This is a genomic window from Kiloniella laminariae DSM 19542 (assembly GCF_000374005.1).
In the GTDB taxonomy this organism is placed as follows: Bacteria; Pseudomonadota; Alphaproteobacteria; order Kiloniellales; family Kiloniellaceae; genus Kiloniella; species Kiloniella laminariae.
Window position 1 is genome coordinate 25298 of record NZ_KB893137.1, and the last position, 20275, is coordinate 45572.

Here is a 20275-nt window from a genome sequence, read left to right on the forward strand (position 1 = left end):
ACGAGATGAGTGATCTCCTGCAGCTTGAAGCCGTATCCAAGTCCTTTTCCGCTGTAACGGTACTGGACAGGGTCAGTTTTTCTCTCAAACAGGGCTCTGTTCTGGCTCTGGCCGGAGAAAACGGGGCGGGGAAATCTACCCTGATGAAAATCATCACGGGGCTTTATTCCTGTGATGGGGGGCAGGTCCTTTACAGAGGCCAGCCTGTTTCCTTTACCTCTCCACGCCAGGCCATGGATGCCGGGATTGCCATCATCCATCAGGAACTGAACCTGCTGCCCAATCTGACGGTCAGTGAAAATATCTTTCTCGGGCGGGAAATCCGCAATCGCTGGGGATTACTTCAGTCTGCACAAATGGAACAGGCAACTGCAAAACTGTTGCGTGATCTTAAACAAGATATTGAACCCGATAGGCTGGTTACCAGCCTTTCACTGGCACAGCAACAGATGGTCGAGATTGCCAAGTCTTTGAGCTTGGATGCAGAGGTCATCATCATGGATGAACCGACGGATGCTTTGAGTGATGTGGAAACGCAGGTGCTGTTCGAGGTCGTGCTCAGTCTGAAAAAACAGGGCAAGGGACTGATCTTTATTTCACACCGCCTCGACGAGATTTTTGAACTGTGTGACCAGCTCGCCATTCTGCGCGACGGACAGATGGTTCATGTTGGCCCGACAGACGAAATTGATGAAGCCCAACTGATCCGCCACATGGTGGGACGGGAGCTGTCGGAAAGATACCCCTACGCAGCTGTCCCCCGAGGAGAGCTTTGTCTGCGGGTTGAGGAACTCAGCGCACCGGGGGTCGACAAGATTTCCTTTGAAGCCTATGCCGGGGAGGTTATCGGTTTTAGCGGCTTGATCGGGGCGGGGCGAACCGAACTGGCCCGGGTGCTTTATGGTCTTGTTCCGCAGACCTCGGGGCGGGTTGAGATCAAAGGGCAGGACGTCCGGCTGAAATCGCCCGAAGAGGGTGTTGCTGCGGGGATTGGTTATGTCAGCGAGGATCGCAAGGGCGAAGGGCTGATCCAGATGCACAGCCTGAAACACAATATGACGCTGGGAACCCTTCGACGATTTGCGACCCGGTCCGGTTTTCTGGATCAAAGAAGGGAACGTCAGGAAGTGGGACGTTTTGTCGAGCTTTTCTCGATCCGGGCCAAAGGGCAGGAAATGTCTGTTGAGCAGATGAGCGGGGGCAACCAGCAAAAAGTTTCCCTGGCCAAATCGCTGATGGCTGAACCCGGCATCCTTATTCTGGACGAACCAACCCGGGGGGTGGATGTCGGGGCCAAACGCGAGATCTATGCCCTGATCCAGAGCCTGAAGGAACAGGGGCTCTGTATTCTGCTGATGTCCTCGGATCTGCCCGAAGTACTGGGCATAAGTGACAGGGTTATGGTGCTTTCCCGCGGGTGCTTGAGTGCAAGCTTTTCAAGAGACGAGGCTGATCAGGAGAAGATCATGTGCGCGGCGGTTGCCTGATACTGGATGCAAAAAGACCCGAACAAAGGACAGCTTGCATAAACGGCAGGTGATAAAAGACAGGATGGTGTGATGCCAGTTAAAAAAATTCTGATTGATAACAAGTCGCTGGTTGCACTGTTGCTGCTTATGGCTGCTGTTTCACTCTATAGCCCAAGTTTTCTGAGTGTGGATAATCTGCTGAATATCCTGCGCCAGACCTCGATCAACGCGATTATCGCGCTGGGCATAACCTATGTGATTCTCACTGCTGGAATCGATCTGTCCGTCGGATCGGTACTGGCGCTTTGCGGGGCGGTTTGTGCCAGCCTGCTGGCGGCGGATACACCGCTGGTTCTGGCTCTTCTGGTGACACTCAGCGTTGGAGGCCTGCTTGGTGCTGCCAATGGTGTGGTGATCTCGCTGTTCGGGGTCCAGCCCTTTATCGCCACGCTTGTCGGTATGACGATGCTGCGGGGGGTGACGTTGGTTTTTACCGACGGACGGCCGGTTTCCACCGGGGATTTCGAAGTGGCAGAGGCTTTCTATCAGATGGGCGGGGGGTATTTTGTCGGAATTCCGATACCCATACTTCTGGCCGCAGGGGTTTTCCTGATCGGCTGGCTCATCCTTAATCGAACGGCCTTTGGCCGCTATGTCTATGCCATTGGTGGCAACGAACAGGTGACCCGGATTGCCGGAATCAATGTGCGCCGAGTCAAGATTATCGTCTATGCGCTGTCGGGTGTCATGGCTGCGCTGGCAGGGATGATTTTGACGGCCCGGCTTGAATCTGCCCAGCCAACCGCGGGACTGGGGTACGAGCTGGATGCGATTGCTGCGGTGGTTCTTGGTGGTACCTCGTTGATGGGGGGACGGGGAACCCTGATCGGGACACTCATTGGTGCCCTGATCATCGGGGTCCTGAATAATGCACTCAATCTCATGGATGTCTCTTCCTACTATCAGCAGATTGCCAAGGGAGCGGTGATCCTGCTGGCGGTGGTGGTGGACAGTCGTGTGAAATCAAAGGCCTGACAGGCATGGGGCCTATACAGGTTATTCCAACAGGAGGAAAATAAATGCGGAAAATTATCGTTTCACTTTCATCCCTGGCCCTGTTGCTCGGCTCCTTTGCCGCAGCAAAGGCCGAAGATACCCTGGCGCTGGTGATCTCGACCCTGAACAATCCGTTTTTTGTCACGCTCAAGGAAGGTGCCGAAGCCAAAGCATCTGAACTGGGATATCAGCTGGTCGTGCTTGATTCCCAGAATGATCCGGCAAAGGAACTGGCCAATGTCGAAGACGTTCTGAACAAGGACGTGAAGGTTCTGCTGATCAATCCGACCGATTCAGATGCGGTGAAAAGCGCGATCAAGGCGGCAAACAGGAAGAACGTGCCAGTTGTGACGCTGGACCGGGGAGCTTCCGGTGGTGAAGTGGTTTCCCACGTGGCCTCTGATAACGTGCTCGGCGGCAGCATGGCTGGCGATCTGATTGTTCAGACGCTGGGGGGCAAAGGAAAGCTGGTTGAGCTTCAGGGCGTGCCGGGAACCTCTGCCGCAAGAGATCGGGGCGAAGGTTTTAACAAGGCAGTTGAGGCTGCTGGTGGATTGGAAATCGTCACGGCGCAGCCCGCAGACTTTGACCGGACCAAGGGACTGAACGTGATGGAAAACATTCTGCAGGCCCAGCCTGATGTGGCTGCGGTCTTTGCCCACAATGACGAAATGGCGCTGGGGGCGATCAAGGCAATCCAAGCGGCAAAACGCGACATCCTGGTTGTCGGCTTTGACGGGACGGATGACGGAGTTGCTGCTGTTCAGGATGGCTCGATGCTGGCTACAGTCGCGCAGCAGGCAGGTATGATTGGTGAAATCGGTGTTGAAACGGCGGTGAAAATCCTGAAAGGTGAAGCTGTTGAAGCCTATACGCCTGTGGCGTTGAAAGTTATTACAAAATAATCGGTTATGTTGCTGCACAGGCGTCAGTCGGCGCCTGTGCAGTTCTTGTTTTAATTTGGAAATTTCGGCGATTAATTATGGTAAGCATCAAGGATGTGGCCCGAGAGGCGGGGGTCTCTGTTTCGACAGTTTCCCATGTATTGAACAACACCCGCTATGTCACACCTGCTACTGCTGAGCGGGTTCAGCAGATCGTAAATTTTCTGGGATATCAGCCAAGTTCTCTGGCCCGGGCGCTCAAGACCAACCGCAGCCAAACACTGGGGATGCTGGTGTCCAACTCGACCAACCCATTTTTTGCCGATGTTGTGCGGGGGGTCGAGGAAGGCTGCTACGAGCAGAATTATAATCTTATTCTTTGTAATTGTGACGACAAGGCCGAGCGCCAGCTTGCCTATCTCAACGCTTTGGCAATGCGTCGGGTTGATGCGCTGGTGGTGATGACCACCCATGGGGATCCTGCGTTTGATCAGGCTTTAAGTGGTAAATCTGAATTGCCGATGGTGGTGCTGGATGCGCAGGCGGCTGAGAATGTCTGTGTTGTCGGGGATAATTCGATTTTGGGGGGGCAGATGGCAACCGAGTTTTTGCTCGGGCGGGGTTTTCGCCGGATCGCCATTTTGTCTGGTCCGGAAAATCATCCCCGTTCGCTGGAAAGACGTCAGGGGTTTGAGCGTGCCATGAAGGCAGAAAAGTGTTCAGTCAACTCAAGCTGGTGTGTCGCCGGAGGGCTTGATGCCGCTGGGGGGTATCGGGCGATGATCAGTCTTCTGGATCGTGTGGGGGCAGGGCAGCTTCCCCAAGCGGTTTTTGCCTTTAATGATCTGATGGCCCTTGGCGCTTTGCGCGCCCTGGGGGAAAGAGGACTGAGCGTTCCTACGGACCTGTCGCTCATCGGCTATGATGATATCGATCTGGCCCCCTATCTGACCCCGGCCCTGACCACGATCCGTCAATCCGGTTTCGAGCTGGGTGGCCGTGCAGCAGCAGCCCTTATTGCCCGGCTGGAACAGGGAACAGCTTTGCCGCCGCGTCTGACGCTCAATCCCGAGCTGGTGATCCGGGAGTCTGTCGGGCAAGGCGAGAGGCCTTGATCCGGGACGGTCAAATGATCCGGAAATCTATCCGATTTTAAGCCGCAGTGCGACAGGCTGGTGGTCTGACGCGTTGGTTTCCTGCTGGACGGATATATCGTTGAGCCGGGGCAAGAGATCTTTAGTTACAAAGAAAAAATCGCGGCAGTGGGGGCCTTCGGGCCATTGGATATGGTCAAATATACCACAGGTAGGGGCGTGTGGTTCTTTCGGGTAAAGCCTGCGCCAGGCATCCCGGAAAGGGGCGGATATATCTTCGTGAGCGCTGCTGAGAAGCCTGTAGACAGCATCATCCGGCGCCGAGTTGAAATCACCACAGAGAAGAGTGCGTTCCGGTCGGGCAACGGCGGCATAAGGACCGTGATCAGGGGCATGGGTATGGTACTGGCTGTTGCTGACCAGTTCCTGGTGCAGCCCTGTCAAATGTGCTGCCTGGGCCAGGCGTTGTGATTCAGAGTGATACTCCAGATGCGTCGTGATCACCCGAAGCGGGCCATCGGGCAGGATAATAATGGCCTCAAGAGCCTGTCGGGGCATGTGCTTGCTGGGCTGTGCAGGACAAGGCTGGGGGAGCTGGTGGTTAAACAATTGAGAAACCGGATATCTTGACAGGATCATGTTGCCAAATTCCGAACGCTCGGTGGCCTTTTCTTTTTGTCTGCTGATCGCGGCGCCAAAGATCGGTAGGTGTTGGGGGAAAAATCGGGCAAGGGCTGCCACCTGATCCTCTCCGGCACCGTCGTCGAGTTCGGGATAGAAACGGGCGACTTCCTGAAGGCAGATGATATCTGCCGTTCCCATGGTTTTTATGATAGAGGCGATGCGTTCGAGGTCGAGCAGGTTGTCCGTGCCGCGACCACACTGGATGTTCCAGCTGACAAGACTGATCACTTGATACCTGCGTGCATGAAAGACTGGACAAACTGGCGTTGGAATAACAGGAAGGCGACCAGAAGCGGGGCAACGGCAAGCAGGGTTCCGGCCGTGATAATTGACCAGTCGACCCCGGATTCAGGGGCGCCAAAAATAGCCAGTCCAACCGTCAGTGGTCGTGTTGTGACGGAGTTGGTGATCACCAGTGGCCAGAGGAAATTGTTCCAGTGGTAGCTGACCGAAACCAGTCCAAAGGCAACATAGGTGGGGCGGGCGAGGGGAACATAGACCTTCCAGAGGATCTGCAGGGCGGAACAGCCTTCGACCCTTGCAGCATCTTCCAGTTCTTTCGGGATGGTCTTGAAGGTCTGGCGCAGAAGAAAAATGCCAAAGGCACTGGCCATATAGGGCAGGCCGATCCCGACGATGCTATCAACCAGATTGAGCTGGCTCATGGTGACGTAGTTTTCGACGATCAAGACTTCGGGCATGATCATCAACTGGATCAGGACCAGGGCAAAAGCGATGGATTTTCCAGGAAATTCAAATCTGGCAAAGGCATAGGCGGCAAGAGTACAGAGGATAAACTGGGCGAGAAGAATAATGCTGACCAACAGGAAGGTGTTGAGAAAATAGCGGGCAAAGGGGGCTTGCGACCAGGCCTCGCGGAAATTGTCGAGAGTAAGGGGAGCGAGAAGGTCAAAGCGGGTCGCGTATTCTGACGGATGGAACGCGCTCCAGAAGGCATAGATCAGTGGCAACATCCATATCAAAGCGAGGAGATAGGCTGCGCCATATTCAAAATGCAGGGAGATTTTCTCTTTCAGATTTGCTGTTCTCACCGGTAGTGCACCTTTTTATCGAGGAAGACAAACTGGCCGATTGCAATGATTGCGAGGGCAAGCAGAAGCACGACGGTCAGGGTCGAGGCATAGGCCTGATCGAGAAAGCTGAAGGCAACCTCGTATATGTAGTACAGCAGCAGGGAGCTGGCATTGTCCGGGCCGCCCTTGGTCAGAATGAAAAGCTGATCCACCAGCTTGAAGGAATTGATAATGGCGTTGATCAGGACGAAGAGCGTGGTTGGCATCAGTAAGGGGAACATGACCCGGCGGAAATAGTACCAGCGGCTGGCTCCTTCAAGGCGGGCGGCTTCTTCCAGTTCGGGTGAAAGTGTCTGGAGCGCGGCCAGATAGAAGATCATGAAAAAGCCGGCTTCTTTCCAGATGGTGATAACGATAATACAGCCCAGAACAGTGTCCGGATCGCCGAGCCAGTTATGGCTGGCGATACCAAAGCTGCTGGTGATCTGGTCAATCAGGCCGATGTCAGGGCTATAGAAAAACAGCCATATGTTGGCGACGGCGATCATTGGAAGAACTGTCGGGGTGAAGAAGCTCATGCGGACCAGCGACTTCATCGGCAGGCGGCCGTTGACCCAGACGGCCATCAGGAGCGCGAGTGCGATGGATATGGGGATGGTTGTTGCGGCATAGATCACGTTGTTGCCAACAACCTTCCAGAAAACTTCGTCAGTAATGAGGAATTCATAGTTTTCCAACCCGACAAAGCGGGAAGGCTTGATGGCATTTCCCTGGGAAAAGAAGCTTTTCGCCAGGGTGGCAAGGGTCGGGTAATAGGTGAAGGCAATCAGAAAGATTGCTGCAGGCATCAGGAGCAGCCAGCCATGAATTTGGAATCGTGAGCGCCTTTGGTTCATTTCGGGCAGGCTCCTGGAAAAGGGATGGTGCGGGCAGATCGAACGCAGAATTGCCCGGACAGCCTCATGGTGAAGCTGTCCGGGACGTCTTTGGATCTAGCGGTAGTTTTTAAGCAGACGATCAGCCTGCTTCTGGGCGCTTCCGAGGGCTTCGGCAGCGGTTTTGTCGCCGACCAGTACCGACTGTATGGCATCATCAAGCAGTTTGCGCACGCGGCCATTCTGGAAGGTGGAGAGTTCCGCTGTGGCAAACTCGAGCTGATCCCGTGCGACGGCGGCAGGCGGGAAGTCCTGTACATACTGGGTCAGTTCGGCTGTGCTGTAAGCATCGGGGCGGGTGCCCAGATATCCGGTTTCAATGCTCCACTGGGCGGTGCGTTCCGGCTCTGTCAGGAAGCGGATCAGTTTCATCGCTGCCTTGCGTTCTTCCGGGGTGCTCTTTTCAAAGATATAGAAGTTGCCGCCACCGGTTGGGCTACCCCGGCGTTTCTGTGCGGGAAGCATGGCAACACCAAAATCAAAAGAAGCGTCTTTTTTGACAGCAGTCAGGTTCCCGGTGGAATGCCACATCATGGCCGTTTTGCCCTCGAGGAAGTTCTGGCGCAGGGTTGCCCACTCCACCGTGCCTGTGGGCATGATGCCGTGTTTGTTGCCCAGATCCTGCCAGAACTGGAGAGCCTCGACTGTTGCGGGGGCATCGAAATAGGTTTCGTTGCCTTCGCTGTTCATCAGGGTCTGGCCGTTCTGCATGGCGAGCGCGCCAAACATCCAGTAAGGATAGCCGGTCGAGGGGATCATGGCGCCCCACTGTTCAACGGTGTCGCCGTTCTTTTTGGTGAGTTTCTTGCCTGCTTCGACCAGTTCATCCCAGGTTGCCGGAGGAGCTTCAGGATCGAGCCCGGCAGCACGGAAGGCGTCTTTGTTATAATACATAACGATGGTCGAGCGCTGGAAAGGAATGCCCCAGGTCTTGTCACGGGTTTTGCCGTTCTCCATCAGAGCCGGATAAAATCCGTCCAGCCAGGCTTTTTCGTCAGCGGTTTCAACGACGTCATCGAAGGGAACGATGGCCCCCTGTTCGATCAGTTCATAGATATCAATCGAAAACATGACCGATGTCTGGGCGGGTTCGCCGCTTTTCAGGGCGGCAAGGGCCTTGATCCGGGCATCGTTGTAATTCCCGGCATAGATTGCGTTGACATTGATATCGGGATTGGCTTTTTCAAAGTCTTCAACCATACCATCGACAACCTTGGTCAAAGGTCCTCCGACAGCAACCGGGTAATACATGGTCAGGTCGACGGCTGAAGCGCTGGAGGCCATACCGAGGCCAAGAGCTGCAGCAATTGTCAGTTTTCCTGCTTTGTGTTTCAGTGTTGTAAGCATGGTTAGCTCCCTGGTGAGTGAGGAAGACACAGACAGCGTATTCCCTCTGGTTCCTGTGCCGCAACGCTGTGGCACAGGTCTTGTGTTGTCTAAAAATCGACCGCCTTGGTCCGGTCAGTCCGTTTTCCACTGTTGCGGTCAAAGAAATGAACATCCTCTTTTTGCCAGCGAATTCGCGCAGGACGAGGTTTCAGGACGTTTACTCTGCCAGCCGCGCGGATCAGCAGTTCTTCCTGGCCGATCCGGGCTGTAATAATGGTGTCTGCCCCGAGATAGTCAGCGGAGAGCAATTCGCTCTCCAGTCCACCTTCGGTGACCAGAGTGATGTTTTCCGGCCGAACTCCAAGGATCGGAGATCCATCTGAAGTATCGGTCAGGGCAGGTATCTGGCCCATTTTCTTTGGGTCAATCAGGTTCATCGGTGGTGTGCCGACAAAAGCAGCGACAAAGGTAGTTGCAGGTTTGTTGTAAAGCTCGTCAGGCGTTCCCTCCTGCTCGATCTGTCCTTCGCGGATCAGGATAACCTTGTCGGCCATGCTCATGGCCTCCGCCTGATCGTGGGTCACATAGACGACCGTGGTTTGCAGGCGCTGTTGCAGGGCGCGGATTTCGATCCGCATCTCGTGGCGCAGCTTGGCATCCAGATTGGACAGAGGTTCATCCATCAGGCAGATCGGATTTTCTGCAATGAAGGCCCGTGCGAGGGCTACTCGCTGTCTTTGACCGCCAGAGAGTTGAGCCGGTTTGCGTTCAAGCAGTGCGGAGAGTCCGACCAGTTCGGCAACCCTGGTCAGTCGAATTTCCTGCTCAGCTGCGGGGATCTTCCGGATTTTTAATCCAAAGAGAATGTTTTCCCGAACATCGAGGTGGGGGAAAAGTGCATAGGACTGGAAGACCATGGAGAGCTTGCGTTCGGCAGGCTGGGCTGTGGTCATGTCAACATCACCGATCAACAGCTGACCATCGCTGATATCCTCCAGCCCGGCAATCATCCGCAGGGATGTGGACTTGCCACAGCCCGAAGGACCCAGCAGGACGGCAAATGTTCCCTGCTCTACCTTGAAGCTGACATCCCTGACGGCGACCGTATCACCCCAGCGTTTGGTTATGCCGCATAGTTCTATGGCTGACATGCTTTCTTAGGCCTTCCCTTATTTCCGCCAGTACCGCGACATCCCCTTTGTTTTCTTGGTGAAGGGGAGCCGATGATCTGATGTGTCCTGTTTATCGTTGGTTTATGTAGGTTTGATGACACTAATGTAAATTATCTTACATTTTGTGATAAAAAAATACCATGAAATTTTAGCGGGAGAAAAATGAGAGATTTTGCAGTGGAGCTGTTCGTGATCGCAAGAGGAGCGTCACCGGGTTTATTTTAACGGAAGATTTTCTGCAACAAAGAGCTTTGTGCCTGCCTGTTCAATCGCTTCAACAATAGCTGGAGGGGGTGTCTGATCTGTGAAAATTCCGTCGACTTCAGAGGCATGGGCAAAGGGCATCATGGCGTCGTTGTTGAATTTGGAGTGATCGCCTGCGGCAAATTTACAGCGGGATATTTCCAGCGCAGCGCGAGAGGCCTGGGCGTCGCGGTAGTCGTAATCAAGAAGCTGGCCGTCATCAGTTATAGAGCCGATACCAAAAATGCCATACCCGACACGAAACTTGCGAAGAAACTCGGCTGTGGTTTCCCCGGTTATGGCTCTGTCCCGGTTGCGAACCAGCCCGCCCGAGAGGATGATTTCAAAGTCTGTGTTCTCGCAAAGGATTGAAACAACACCGATATGATTGGTGAGAACACGGAGTCCCTCATGATGGATAAGCGCTTCGGCGACGGCTTCCATGGTTGTTCCGATATCGATGAAGAGTGAGGCGCCGTTAGGGATCTGGGCGGCAATAGCCTTTCCTATCATGGCTTTTTCCCGGGCATTGCGCACCTTCCTGTTCGGGTAGGAAAGGCGGTCGATACCTGGGGGAAGACCAGCCCCGCCATAGTGACGCTGAAGCAGGTTGCGTTCGTTCAGATAGATGATATCCCGCCGGATTGTCTGTTGGGATACCCTGAATTTTTCAGCCAGCATTTCGATCGAGGCATAGCCTCTTTCCCGAACCAGATTGATGATCTGATCCTGGCGGCCATTAAGGCCCAAACGTTTCTGATCTGTCACAGGTTTCTCTCGATCTGGTTTTTCGCGACTTTGGCCAAAGGCTTATTTTGATGAGTGCTTCTGAACACTCTAGTAATAAGGGAAAGGAATGTAAATCTTCTTACATTTATTTTACATGCAGGCTTTAATGAGCACTTTTTTATGCCTGCTGTAGAAAATTGTCAGGTTACAAAGGGGGCAAGAAAGGATAAGGGGAAATCAACCTTGTGAAGGCCTGCCTGCTCGGATAGCGTTTCTCCTGTATTTTCAATTCTCAGGTGTCTTGTTGGACTTCCTGCAGTTCCGTCCTGATCGTATTTGGCTGGTAGTATTTGGTATGTCTGTTCCGCTAGAGGATAAATCGCTGTTTCATCAACAGGCCTTTCTGGATGGCAGCTGGGTTGATGCAGATTCCGCTCGGCAGGCCCCGGTGTTTAACCCGGCGACAGGCGAGGAGATCGGCAGAATGCCCTGGATGGGTGCGGCTGAAACCCGACGGGCGATTGAAGCAGCAGAACGGGCTTTTATCCTTTGGCGGAAACGGACAGCGAAGGATCGCGCGGCTGTTCTCCGGCGCTGGCGGGACCTGATCCTGCTCCATCAGGAAGATCTGGCACAAATCATGACGGCAGAGCAGGGCAAACCTCTGTCTGAAGCTCGGGGGGAGATTGCCTCGTCCGCGGGATACATCGAGTGGTTTGCTGAAGAAGCCAAGCGGGCTTATGGCGAAACCATTCCGGCAGGGAGCAGAGGGCAACAGCTGCTGACCATTCGCCAGCCCATCGGGGTTGTTGCGGCCATCACGCCCTGGAACTTCCCGATCCAGATGATTGCGCGAAAGTGTGCGCCTGCCCTGGCTGCAGGCTGTGCTGTGGTGATGAAACCGGCGCCTCAGACTCCTTTTTCTGCTTTGGCCCTTGCCGATCTGGCCCAGCGCGCCGGACTGCCGGATGGCCTGTTCAATGTCATCACGGGCAAGGCCGGGGAAATCGGTGACGAGATGACCAGCAATCATATCGTCCGCAAGCTGTCCTTCACCGGATCAACGGTGGTGGGCAAGGTCTTGATGGAAAAATGTGCGCTGACGGTCAAGCAGGTTTCGATGGAGCTGGGCGGAAATGCGCCTTTCATCGTGTTTGATGATGCGGATCTGGAGCGCGCCGTTACCCATGTCATCGCCAGCAAGTTCCGCAATGCGGGGCAAACCTGCGTCTGTGCCAATCGGATTATGGTTCAAAGGGGTGTCTATGATGACTTTGCCAAACGCCTTGCTGATCGGGTTCGCGATCTGAAAACGGGTCCGGGCACTGACGAGGGAGTATTCCTTGGTCCCTTGATCGATGATCGCGCCATAGACAAGGTGGATGATCTGGTTCGGGATGCCCTGTCCAAGGGCGCAAAGGCACTGGTCGGCGGGGTACCGTTGAAAGAGCTGGGGACACAGTTCTATGCGCCGACGGTGCTGACGGATGTCACGCAGAACATGCAGGTCTTTCACAAGGAAATTTTTGGCCCGGTTGCGCCGCTCTATTGCTTCGACAGTGAAGAAGAGGCGGTGGCTCTGGCCAATGCCACCCGTTACGGACTGGCCGCCTATTTCTTTTCACAGGATGTGGGACGGGTCTGGCGGGTATCGGAAGCTTTGGAGTACGGCATGGTCGGAGCCAACAGTGGTACTTTGTCTTCGGAGGCCACCCCCTTTGGCGGGATCAAGGAGTCCGGTATTGGTCGTGAGGGTGGGCAGTATGGTATCCAGGAGTATCTGGAAATCAAATACATCAATATGGGATTTGATGCATAAGCCCAAGACTTGGGCTCTCTGAAAACGCCCCGGGCCTGATAAAGACAAGGAAGATTTTGATATGAAAAACCGCAAACTTGTTCTGGCAAAGCGCCCTGATCCAGCCGTAAACAGAGAGCTGTTCCGTCTGGAAGAAGCCGAAGTTGCGCCTTTGAAACAAGGGCAGTTTCTGGTCCGGAATCTGTTTCTGTCGGTCGATCCGGCCATGCGGGGCTGGGTGGCTGACATGCCAAACTATATCCCGCCGGTTGCGCTTGGCGCTGTTATGCGCAGCTTTGCTGTGGGCGAGGTGATCGAAAGCCGCCATCCCGACTATGCTGCGGGAGAGACACTCTATGGACGTTTTGGCTGGCAGGAGCTGGCTGTCAGTGATGGATCGGATGTTGAGCGCAAAGTTGATCCTCAAGTTGCGCCGCTTTCGGCCAATCTGCATGTGCTGGGGATGACGGGGGCTACAGCCTGGTTCGGCCTGACAGAGATTGGCAATCCCCAGGCAGGCGAGACTGTGGTGGTGTCAACTGCGGCGGGTGCTGTGGGTTCCATGGTCGGGCAGATTGCCAAGGCAAGAGGTTGTCGCACGGTGGGAATTACCGGCAGTGATGACAAGGCGAAACGTTGCCGTAAAGAGTTCGGCTATGATGCGGTGATCAATTACAAGACCTGCCAGGGAGAAGACCTGTCGGCGGAACTGGCCACGGCCTGCCCTAAAGGTGTGGATGTCTATTTCGACAATGTCAGCGGCCCGATATCGGACGCAGTCATGAGCTTTTTTAATGTTGGTGCGAGAATGACGGTTTGCGGGGTGATCGGTATCTCTCCGGCGCATTTGAGCGGTCCAAGGGTTGCTCGAACCCTGCTGGTGAAACGCGCGCGCATGCAGGGCTTTTTGATATTTGATCACATGCATCGTCTGTCCGAAGCCGTCGAAGGCCTGTTGCCGCTGTTCAAGGCAGGCAAGCTGAACTACAGCGAAGAAATTTATGAAGGACTGGAACAGGCGCCGGTCGGGCTGGAAAATCTTTTGGCCGGGAGCAATCAGGGCAAGGTTCTGGTTAAACTTTGAGCTGGCTTACGCGAAAGCTTTGGGGAAATGGCATCACGCTATTGTGACAGCCGTTCTGAGCCATTTTTCCGGGCTTTGATCCGCTTTTCAAAGAGCTGCGGAAAAGGCCGCTTTAATTCGAGGCCCTTCTACCCTAGATATTGGGGGAACAAATACTAACCTGTTGCGGGAGACAGTTTGATGCCGACTTATCACGACGATGATATCCAGTATGACTATGACCTTTTTGTCATCGGCGGTGGTTCTGGTGGTGTGCGTGGCGCCCGTATGGCTGCAGCCACAGGTGCCCGAGTGGCTCTTGCAGAGGAATATCGCTATGGCGGAACCTGTGTGATCCGGGGCTGCGTGCCGAAAAAGCTCTTTTCCTATGCCAGTCATTTTCATGAGGAATTTGAAGACGCTGCTGGCTTTGGCTGGAACGTTGGCGAGCGGTCCTTTGACTGGAAAACCCTGATTGCCAACAAGGACAAGGAAATTGATCGGCTGGAAGGGATCTACAAGAACCTGCTCGATAATGCCAAGGTCATTCGTTATGACGGGCGGGCTACACTGGAAGATCGCCACACTGTACGGGTAGGAGACAAGACCTTTACCGCCAACAAGATCCTTCTGGCACCAGGTGGGCATGTAACCTTTCCCGAGGGCAAGGGCTGGGAGCATGCAATCAGCTCTAACGAAGCCTTTCATCTAGAAGAACTGCCCAAGCGGGTTATCGTTTATGGTGGCGGTTATATCGCGGTTGAGTTTGCCGGGATATTTAATGGCCTTGGATCGGATGTAACCCAGGTATATCGCGGTGATGCCTTGCTCAGGGGCTTTGATCGGGATGTGCGCGAATTCCTGGGGGCTGAGATGGTCAAGAAGGGTATCAAGCTTGAGCTCAACAAAACCATTGAGGAGATCACAAAGGCAGGTGACGTTCTGCAGGTGACCCTGTCCGATGGAACCAGACTGGAAGTCGATGCAGTCTTTGCTGCAACAGGTCGCAGCCCGAATGTCGAGGGGCTGGGGCTGGAGAAAGCCGGTGTGGCGTTGACAAAAAAAGGGGCAATTCAGGTTGATGAGTTCTCGCGTACGACGGCAAAGAATATCTATGCGGTGGGGGATGTGACAGATCGGGTCAATCTGACACCGGTGGCAATTCAGGAAGCTATGGCTTTTGTTGATACGGCTTTCCGGGACACACCACGCGCCATGGACCATCATAATATTGCGACGGCCGTTTTCAGCCACCCGCCAGTCTGTACTGTCGGGCTGTCAGAAGAGCAGGCGATTGAGCGCTATGGTGATGTTGAGGTCTATCGTTCGAGCTTTCGGCCGATGAAACACACCCTGTCCGGCCGCGATGAAAAGACCCTGATGAAGCTGGTTGTTGAGAAGCACGGTAAAAAAGTTGTTGGCCTGCATATGGTGGGAGCAGACTCTCCTGAAATTGTTCAAGGCTTTGCTGTCGCAATCAAGGCGGGAGCCACCAAAGCGATGTTTGATGCCACGGTGGGCATTCACCCCACAGCAGCAGAAGAATTTGTCACCATGCGCGAGCCTGTCAGCCGCTAGGGCTAAATGCTCAATGCATTGGTGGGGATCAATTAAGAAAAGGGGCGGAGAAAAATCTCTGCCCCTTTTTGTACTCTGGCTGAACTTGGGTGTACCGGCGTGTGCCTGAAAGGGCTTACTTCAGAAAGGTCCAGTTCTTGTAGAAGATGCCGTTGAATTTGATGAAGACCTGCTGCATCAGCTTCATCAGCAGATTCTGTAGCCCGGTGAATTGTGACGGACGCAGCACATCGACAAAGACGCAATAGCGTTCATGATCTTCCTCGTTGATTGACTGGTGCTGCAGCGTGTCATCAAAGATGAAAAGCGGATCGTCATGCCAGAAGTGCTTTTTGCCATCGACCTCGATAAAGATGTTGTCACTCTTGATCGGGGTGAGGTTGTAGAGCACGCGCAGGGTCAGGCGCAGCGGGCCGAAATGCAGCGAGGTCGATTTCTTTTTGTTGAAGACCGAGACACCGATGGTCTTGATGTATTTGTATTCCGCGTTAAAAGCCGGAACAGCGTCGTTGGTGTTCTTGCCGTACCACTTGTAGAACAGCATGCCCCGGCTTTTGCCTTCAAGCTGCGCCCGGATGTCGCTGATGATCTCTGTCTTGTTTTCATCAAAGACTTTCAGAACAGAAGCGATTTCTGCTTTTTGCTCTGTCGGAAAGTCGTCCAGCTTGTAGATATAGCGGTTGCGGTGGGAAATCAGGTCAAGAAGCAAGTTTATCGGAGACAATACCCAGGTGAGCAAACCATTTCCGGTAAAGTACTTCTTGGCAAGTTCCGGCGTGATCTTGCTGTGTCTGCCCAGATCAAGCAGCCCCATGCAGATAAAGGCAAGGGTGAAGATTGGAATGAAATACAGCAGCAGGGCCAAGGGGAGGAGGACTCTCAGGAGCCGGCTGAACTTCTTGGGCATGGATGTCTCTCTGTTGCAATAGGGCATGGCAGGCGATGGATCAATATCAGGCATAGCTTATAAGCCATGATGGCAGACTTTCAAGCAGGTCATATAGGTTTCATGCGAATCGATATCAACACTATTTGTTTTTACTGGGAGGGGCTCCCCGGTCAGCACTTGAGTGCAAGGATTTGATGAATATATGAAGATATGAAAGGCTTTCTGCTGGTAATGGACAGAAAAGGTGATTAAAACTGTCAAACGTAAAATATTATTATGATTTTGAGGTATTGTAATGAGCGCGAAATGGACACCTGATTCCTGGCGCGCCAAGGATATTCGGCAAGTGCCCGAATACCCGGACTCTGCTGCTGTAGAGACCGTGGAAAAAACCTTGGCGGGCCAACCGCCACTGGTTTTTGCAGGCGAAGCACGTCGGCTCCGTAAACAGCTGGGCGAAGTTGCCGAAGGCCGGGCTTTTCTTTTGCAGGGCGGCGACTGTGCCGAAGCTTTTGCAGAGTTTCACCCCGACAATATCCGCGATACCTTCAAGGTTATGCTGCAGATGGCGGTTGCCCTGACGTTCGGTGCTGCCTGCCCGATCGTCAAGGTTGGCCGGATGGCCGGACAGTTTGCCAAGCCCCGTTCTGCCGGGACCGAAACAATCGATGGTGTCGAGCTGCCGAGTTATCGTGGTGACATCATCAACGGGATCGAGTTTACCCCAAAAGATCGCATTCCCGATCCTGAGCGCCTGATCAAGGCCTATCATCAGTCAGCATCTACACTGAACCTGTTGCGTGCTTTTGCCCAGGGCGGCTATGCCAATCTGCGTCAGGTTCACGCCTGGAACCACGACTTTGTTCGTAATTCCCCGTTGGGCGCGCGCTATGAAGAGATGGCAACCCGAATTGAGGAAGCGCTGAGCTTCATGGAAGCCTGTGGTCTGACCGCTGACAAAGTTCCGCAGTTGAGCGAAACAGATTTTTATACCAGCCACGAGGCGCTGCTGCTGAATTACGAGCAGTCTCTGACCCGTGTCGATAGTCTGTCGGGCAACTGGTACGACTGTTCTGCCCATATGCTCTGGATTGGTGATCGGACTCGTCATATCGATGAAGCTCATGTCGAGTTCATGCGCGGTATTCACAATCCGATCGGTATGAAGTGCGGGCCCTCGTCCGAACCGGATGATCTGCTCAGACTGATTGACCGTCTCAACCCGAACAATGATGCTGGTCGTCTGACCCTGATTGTGCGCATGGGCCATGACAAGGTTGAGGCTCATCTGCCAGCCTTGATTCGTGCTGTGGAACGTGAAGGCAAAAAGGTGGTCTGGTCCTGTGATCCTATGCACGGCAATACTGTTAAGTCCTCCAGCGGCTACAAGACCCGGCCTTTCGACCGGGTTCTGACCGAAGTCCGGAATTTCTTTGCGGTGCACAAGGCAGAGGGAACCTATGCCGGTGGTGTACATTTCGAGATGACCGGCAAGGACGTGACAGAGTGTATCGGTGGTGCCCAGGCGATCACGGATGAAGACCTGTCGGCGCGGTATCACACCTATTGTGATCCCCGTCTCAATGCCAGCCAGGCATTGGAACTGGCCTTCCTGATTGCTGAACATCTGAAGGAAGAACGCATCAGCCTTCGTTCAGAACAGATTGCTGAAGCTTCCTGATATCACTCGCGACGGCAGGAAGGTAAATATGCCTGACAGTGCAAATGCCAAGACAAAAGCCGTACAACAGGGGGAGGAGAGATCCTCCCTCTGGCCTGTTGAAGACAGGGACGTTACAGCCTGGACCGATCACTATTTCAATCGCAGCAAAAAAGTGGTTGAGAAGTTTGGCGACCAGAAGGTCACCTATGCGGTCTTTATGCGCCGCCCGGTGGTCTCTGCACCCGGTCTGGCGATCCGCTGGCTGGAGGAAGTTGCGAGAAAACGCGGCTTCCAGCTTGATATTGATCTGCGTTATGCCGAAGGTCGTTGGGTTGGCGCGGGTGAGCCTATCATGTATCTCACCGGATCACTTTGTCATCTTGTTGACCTGGAGACTTTGCTGCTGCAACGCCTGGGCCCCGCCTGTGTGGCGGCTTACAATGCCTTTACCATGTGTTCCGATCTGGCTTCCGTTGCTTTTCTGGCGATGGATGCCCGGCACTGCGCCGGATCTGATATGGCCGAAATGATGGCTTACGCCGCAGCGGTTGGTGCGGATCGGGCGCGACGTAAAAACGGAGCCATCGGGTTTATTGGCAACGCTACGGATGCCACAGCCCATTATTTCGGCCAGGAAGGCGGTTTGGGAACCATGCCGCATGCGTTGGTCGGCTATGCCGGGTCAACCCTGCGGGCGGCTGAAATGTTTGATGAAACATTCCCGAATGATTCCATGACAGTGCTGGTTGATTATTTCGCCCGCGAGATTACAGACGCCTTGACTGTTTGTCGGCGGTTCCCGCGTCGCGCTGCGGATGGAAGGCTGTCTGTCCGGCTGGATACTGCAGGCAGCCGCTTTATTGAATCGCTTGATCCGCCGAGTTCCTATGCGGTTCTCGAACGCAATGTACCAAAAGCCATTCGCGGTTATCGCAATGAAGAAGAGCTGCGGTATCTGGTCGGGCCGGGCGTGTCGGCTGCGGCGATCTGGACCATGCGCGAGGCCCTGAATGCGGAAGGTTTTGACAAGGTCAAGATTGTTGCTTCCTCGGGCTTTAATCCGGCAAAATGCCGCCTGATGGCTGAAGCAGAAGTGCCGCTGGATGTCGTCGGAACCGGAAGCTATCTGCCGAACAGTTGGTCAGAAACCTATGCCACGGCTGACATCGTTGAATACGATGGTGTTGCCCGGGTCAAAGTGGGACGTGAGTTCCTGATAAGAAAGTAAAAGTACCGAGATGTCAGTTGCTGTAACCGAAAGTTCTATTGAAGATCTGATCGAGAGTTTTGAATTCCTGGACGATTGGGAAGAACGCTATCGCTACATCATTGATATGGGGCGCAAACTGTCGCCAATGGATGAGGCACTCAAGACGGAAAGCTCTCGTGTACAGGGCTGCACCAGCCAGGTCTGGCTGGTCTGTAATCCGGATCAGGAACAGACACCGGTGCGACTTAATTTTATTGCCGACAGCGATGCTCACATTGTCCGCGGACTTGTTGCGGTTCTGATGATGATCTTCTCGGGCAGGACGGCACAGGAAATTCTTGATACCGATATCGAGGATATTCTCAAGCGTCTGGAGTTTGCCCAGCACCTCAGCCCGAACCGGGCCAACGGTCTCCACGCGATGGTCAAACGGATACAGGCAACCGCCGAGAATTATCGTTAATTCCTCTGCTTCGGCACAGGCCTTTTTGAAGGGTTGATTACGGAGATACCCCGACTTTCCTGTCGTGGCCCCGGTTGTACCGGGTGAGTGGTATTGACTTTATCTTGTTTGTGAATGATATTCGAACATTATTTATTTGGGCGTGCTAAGGCTCCCGTGCTTGTGCATTCAGGGGTTTCTTACTGGTAAGATGGAAGAATGTCAGCTGAAAAAAGACAGCTAAGAGAGCAGGAAATTCTCGACCAGACTTTGGTTATGATCGAGGAAGAGGGCTTTTTTAATCTCAAGATTTCCGATCTGGCGAAGCGTTGTGGTGTTTCGATCGGCACGATCTACAGTCATTTTTCCTGCAAGGAAGATCTGCTGCTCGGGCTGGAAATCCGGGAGACCCGGAAGGCTTTTAAGCTGGTGCGGGAAGCCACGGCCCTGGGGCATAATGCCATTGAGAAGTTTGTACTGGCCGATATCAGTTGCAGCAGCCTACTGCAGGAGCAGCCGGTTTTTGCCGAGATCGAGTTGCTGGTGAAGGCACCTTCAATCTGGAAAAGGGCTTCGCCCCAAGTCTATGAAATGATGGAAATCCTGTTTCGTCAATTTGCAGAATTTTTTGATCAACTGCTGGACGATGTGGTGGAGGAACTTCGCGGTGAACAGGACAAAGCACATTTTACCCGGGTTTTAGGTATCGGTACCTGGTCGCTCAATTTTGGACTTCAGGCTATTGCAATTTCGTCCTACAGCAAGGATGAACAGGCCCCGAAACTGCCGAGTCATTGGGCGGGTATTCATCACGCCAACCTGAACTGCTTTCTGAAAGGCTGTGGCTGGCAGCAAGCAGACGGGGAAGCTTTTATTGCCGGATTAAGCGGACGGTTGGCTGATTATCGAAAGAACCAAAAACCGCACTAAGCGCTTGCATGGTAAAGGCTGGGTCAGTTTTTTGACTGAAAATGAATGAAATTCGAATTTAAATATTGATTGA

The 20275-nt window shown here is 53.7% G+C and carries 18 protein-coding genes; 11 read left to right on the forward strand and 7 right to left on the reverse strand.

Annotated features, from left to right (window positions below; translation table 11 throughout):
* Positions 1–5 precede the first annotated feature (5 nt).
* From B152_RS0108285 to B152_RS0108300, 4 genes are all read left to right on the forward strand, one after another.
* Positions 6–1487, forward strand: coding sequence for a sugar ABC transporter ATP-binding protein (locus B152_RS0108285; protein WP_020591940.1), 1482 nt, complete (start codon positions 6–8; stop codon positions 1485–1487).
* 72 nt (positions 1488–1559) lie between these two features.
* Positions 1560–2504 (forward strand): ribose ABC transporter permease, encoded by a 945-nt coding sequence (gene rbsC, locus B152_RS0108290; protein WP_020591941.1) that lies wholly within the window; start codon positions 1560–1562, stop codon positions 2502–2504.
* A gap of 44 nt (positions 2505–2548) precedes the next feature.
* On the forward strand, positions 2549–3430 hold the full coding sequence (gene rbsB, locus B152_RS0108295; protein ID WP_020591942.1) for a ribose ABC transporter substrate-binding protein RbsB: 882 nt from the start codon (positions 2549–2551) through the stop codon (positions 3428–3430).
* A 77-nt stretch (positions 3431–3507) separates the two neighbouring features.
* Positions 3508–4524 carry a LacI family DNA-binding transcriptional regulator gene (locus B152_RS0108300; protein WP_020591943.1) on the forward strand — a complete coding sequence of 339 codons (1017 nt, stop codon included), beginning with the start codon at positions 3508–3510 and terminating at the stop codon, positions 4522–4524.
* A 27-nt stretch (positions 4525–4551) separates the two neighbouring features.
* Here B152_RS0108300 and B152_RS0108305 read toward each other — a convergent pair whose 3' ends face one another.
* The 6 genes from B152_RS0108305 to B152_RS0108330 all read right to left on the reverse strand — a co-directional run bounded on the left by B152_RS0108305 (position 4552) and on the right by B152_RS0108330 (position 10668).
* On the reverse strand, positions 4552–5415 hold the full coding sequence (locus tag B152_RS0108305) for an endonuclease/exonuclease/phosphatase family protein (RefSeq protein WP_020591944.1): 864 nt from the start codon (positions 5413–5415) through the stop codon (positions 4552–4554).
* Positions 5412–6239, reverse strand: coding sequence for an ABC transporter permease subunit (locus tag B152_RS0108310; protein ID WP_020591945.1), 828 nt, complete (start codon positions 6237–6239; stop codon positions 5412–5414). The genes B152_RS0108305 and B152_RS0108310 overlap by 4 nt, the downstream gene beginning before the upstream one ends.
* Entirely contained in the window at positions 6236–7117 is an 882-nt protein-coding gene (locus tag B152_RS0108315) for a carbohydrate ABC transporter permease (RefSeq protein ID WP_020591946.1), read from the reverse strand. Before B152_RS0108315 ends, B152_RS0108310 begins: the two co-directional genes overlap by 4 nt.
* A 96-nt stretch (positions 7118–7213) precedes the next feature.
* Entirely contained in the window at positions 7214–8503 is a 1290-nt protein-coding gene (locus tag B152_RS0108320; RefSeq protein WP_020591947.1) for an ABC transporter substrate-binding protein, read from the reverse strand.
* 89 nt (positions 8504–8592) lie between these two features.
* Entirely contained in the window at positions 8593–9636 is a 1044-nt protein-coding gene (locus B152_RS0108325) for an ABC transporter ATP-binding protein (protein WP_020591948.1), read from the reverse strand.
* 237 nt (positions 9637–9873) lie between these two features.
* Positions 9874–10668, reverse strand: coding sequence for a DeoR/GlpR family DNA-binding transcription regulator (locus B152_RS0108330; protein WP_020591949.1), 795 nt, complete (start codon positions 10666–10668; stop codon positions 9874–9876).
* Between the two features lie 316 nt (positions 10669–10984).
* Here B152_RS0108330 and B152_RS0108335 point away from each other — a divergent pair, with 316 nt between their 5' ends.
* The 3 genes from B152_RS0108335 (at position 10985) to gor (ending at position 15068) form a co-directional block, all read left to right on the forward strand.
* Positions 10985–12448, forward strand: coding sequence for an NAD-dependent succinate-semialdehyde dehydrogenase (locus B152_RS0108335; RefSeq protein ID WP_020591950.1), 1464 nt, complete (start codon positions 10985–10987; stop codon positions 12446–12448).
* Positions 12449–12509: 61 nt separating this feature from the next.
* A complete protein-coding gene (locus B152_RS0108340; protein WP_020591951.1) occupies positions 12510–13511 on the forward strand; it encodes an NADP-dependent oxidoreductase in 1002 nt (333 codons plus the stop codon).
* Between the two features lie 180 nt (positions 13512–13691).
* On the forward strand, positions 13692–15068 hold the full coding sequence (gene gor, locus B152_RS0108345; RefSeq protein ID WP_020591952.1) for a glutathione-disulfide reductase: 1377 nt from the start codon (positions 13692–13694) through the stop codon (positions 15066–15068).
* Positions 15069–15183: 115 nt separating this feature from the next.
* Here gor and B152_RS0108350 read toward each other — a convergent pair whose 3' ends face one another.
* On the reverse strand, positions 15184–15975 hold the full coding sequence (locus tag B152_RS0108350; RefSeq protein WP_020591953.1) for an aspartyl/asparaginyl beta-hydroxylase domain-containing protein: 792 nt from the start codon (positions 15973–15975) through the stop codon (positions 15184–15186).
* Positions 15976–16252: 277 nt separating this feature from the next.
* Here B152_RS0108350 and B152_RS0108355 point away from each other — a divergent pair, with 277 nt between their 5' ends.
* The 4 genes from B152_RS0108355 (at position 16253) to B152_RS0108370 (ending at position 20202) form a co-directional block, all read left to right on the forward strand.
* Complete coding sequence (locus B152_RS0108355) at positions 16253–17638, forward strand: class II 3-deoxy-7-phosphoheptulonate synthase (RefSeq protein ID WP_020591954.1); 1386 nt, start codon at positions 16253–16255, stop codon at positions 17636–17638.
* A 28-nt stretch (positions 17639–17666) separates the two neighbouring features.
* A complete protein-coding gene (locus B152_RS0108360; protein ID WP_020591955.1) occupies positions 17667–18848 on the forward strand; it encodes a beta/alpha barrel domain-containing protein in 1182 nt (393 codons plus the stop codon).
* Positions 18849–18858: 10 nt separating this feature from the next.
* A complete protein-coding gene (locus B152_RS0108365) occupies positions 18859–19293 on the forward strand; it encodes a SufE family protein (protein ID WP_020591956.1) in 435 nt (144 codons plus the stop codon).
* Positions 19294–19491: 198 nt separating this feature from the next.
* Positions 19492–20202 carry a TetR/AcrR family transcriptional regulator gene (locus B152_RS0108370; protein WP_020591957.1) on the forward strand — a complete coding sequence of 237 codons (711 nt, stop codon included), beginning with the start codon at positions 19492–19494 and terminating at the stop codon, positions 20200–20202.
* The last annotated feature ends 73 nt before the right edge of the window (positions 20203–20275 follow it).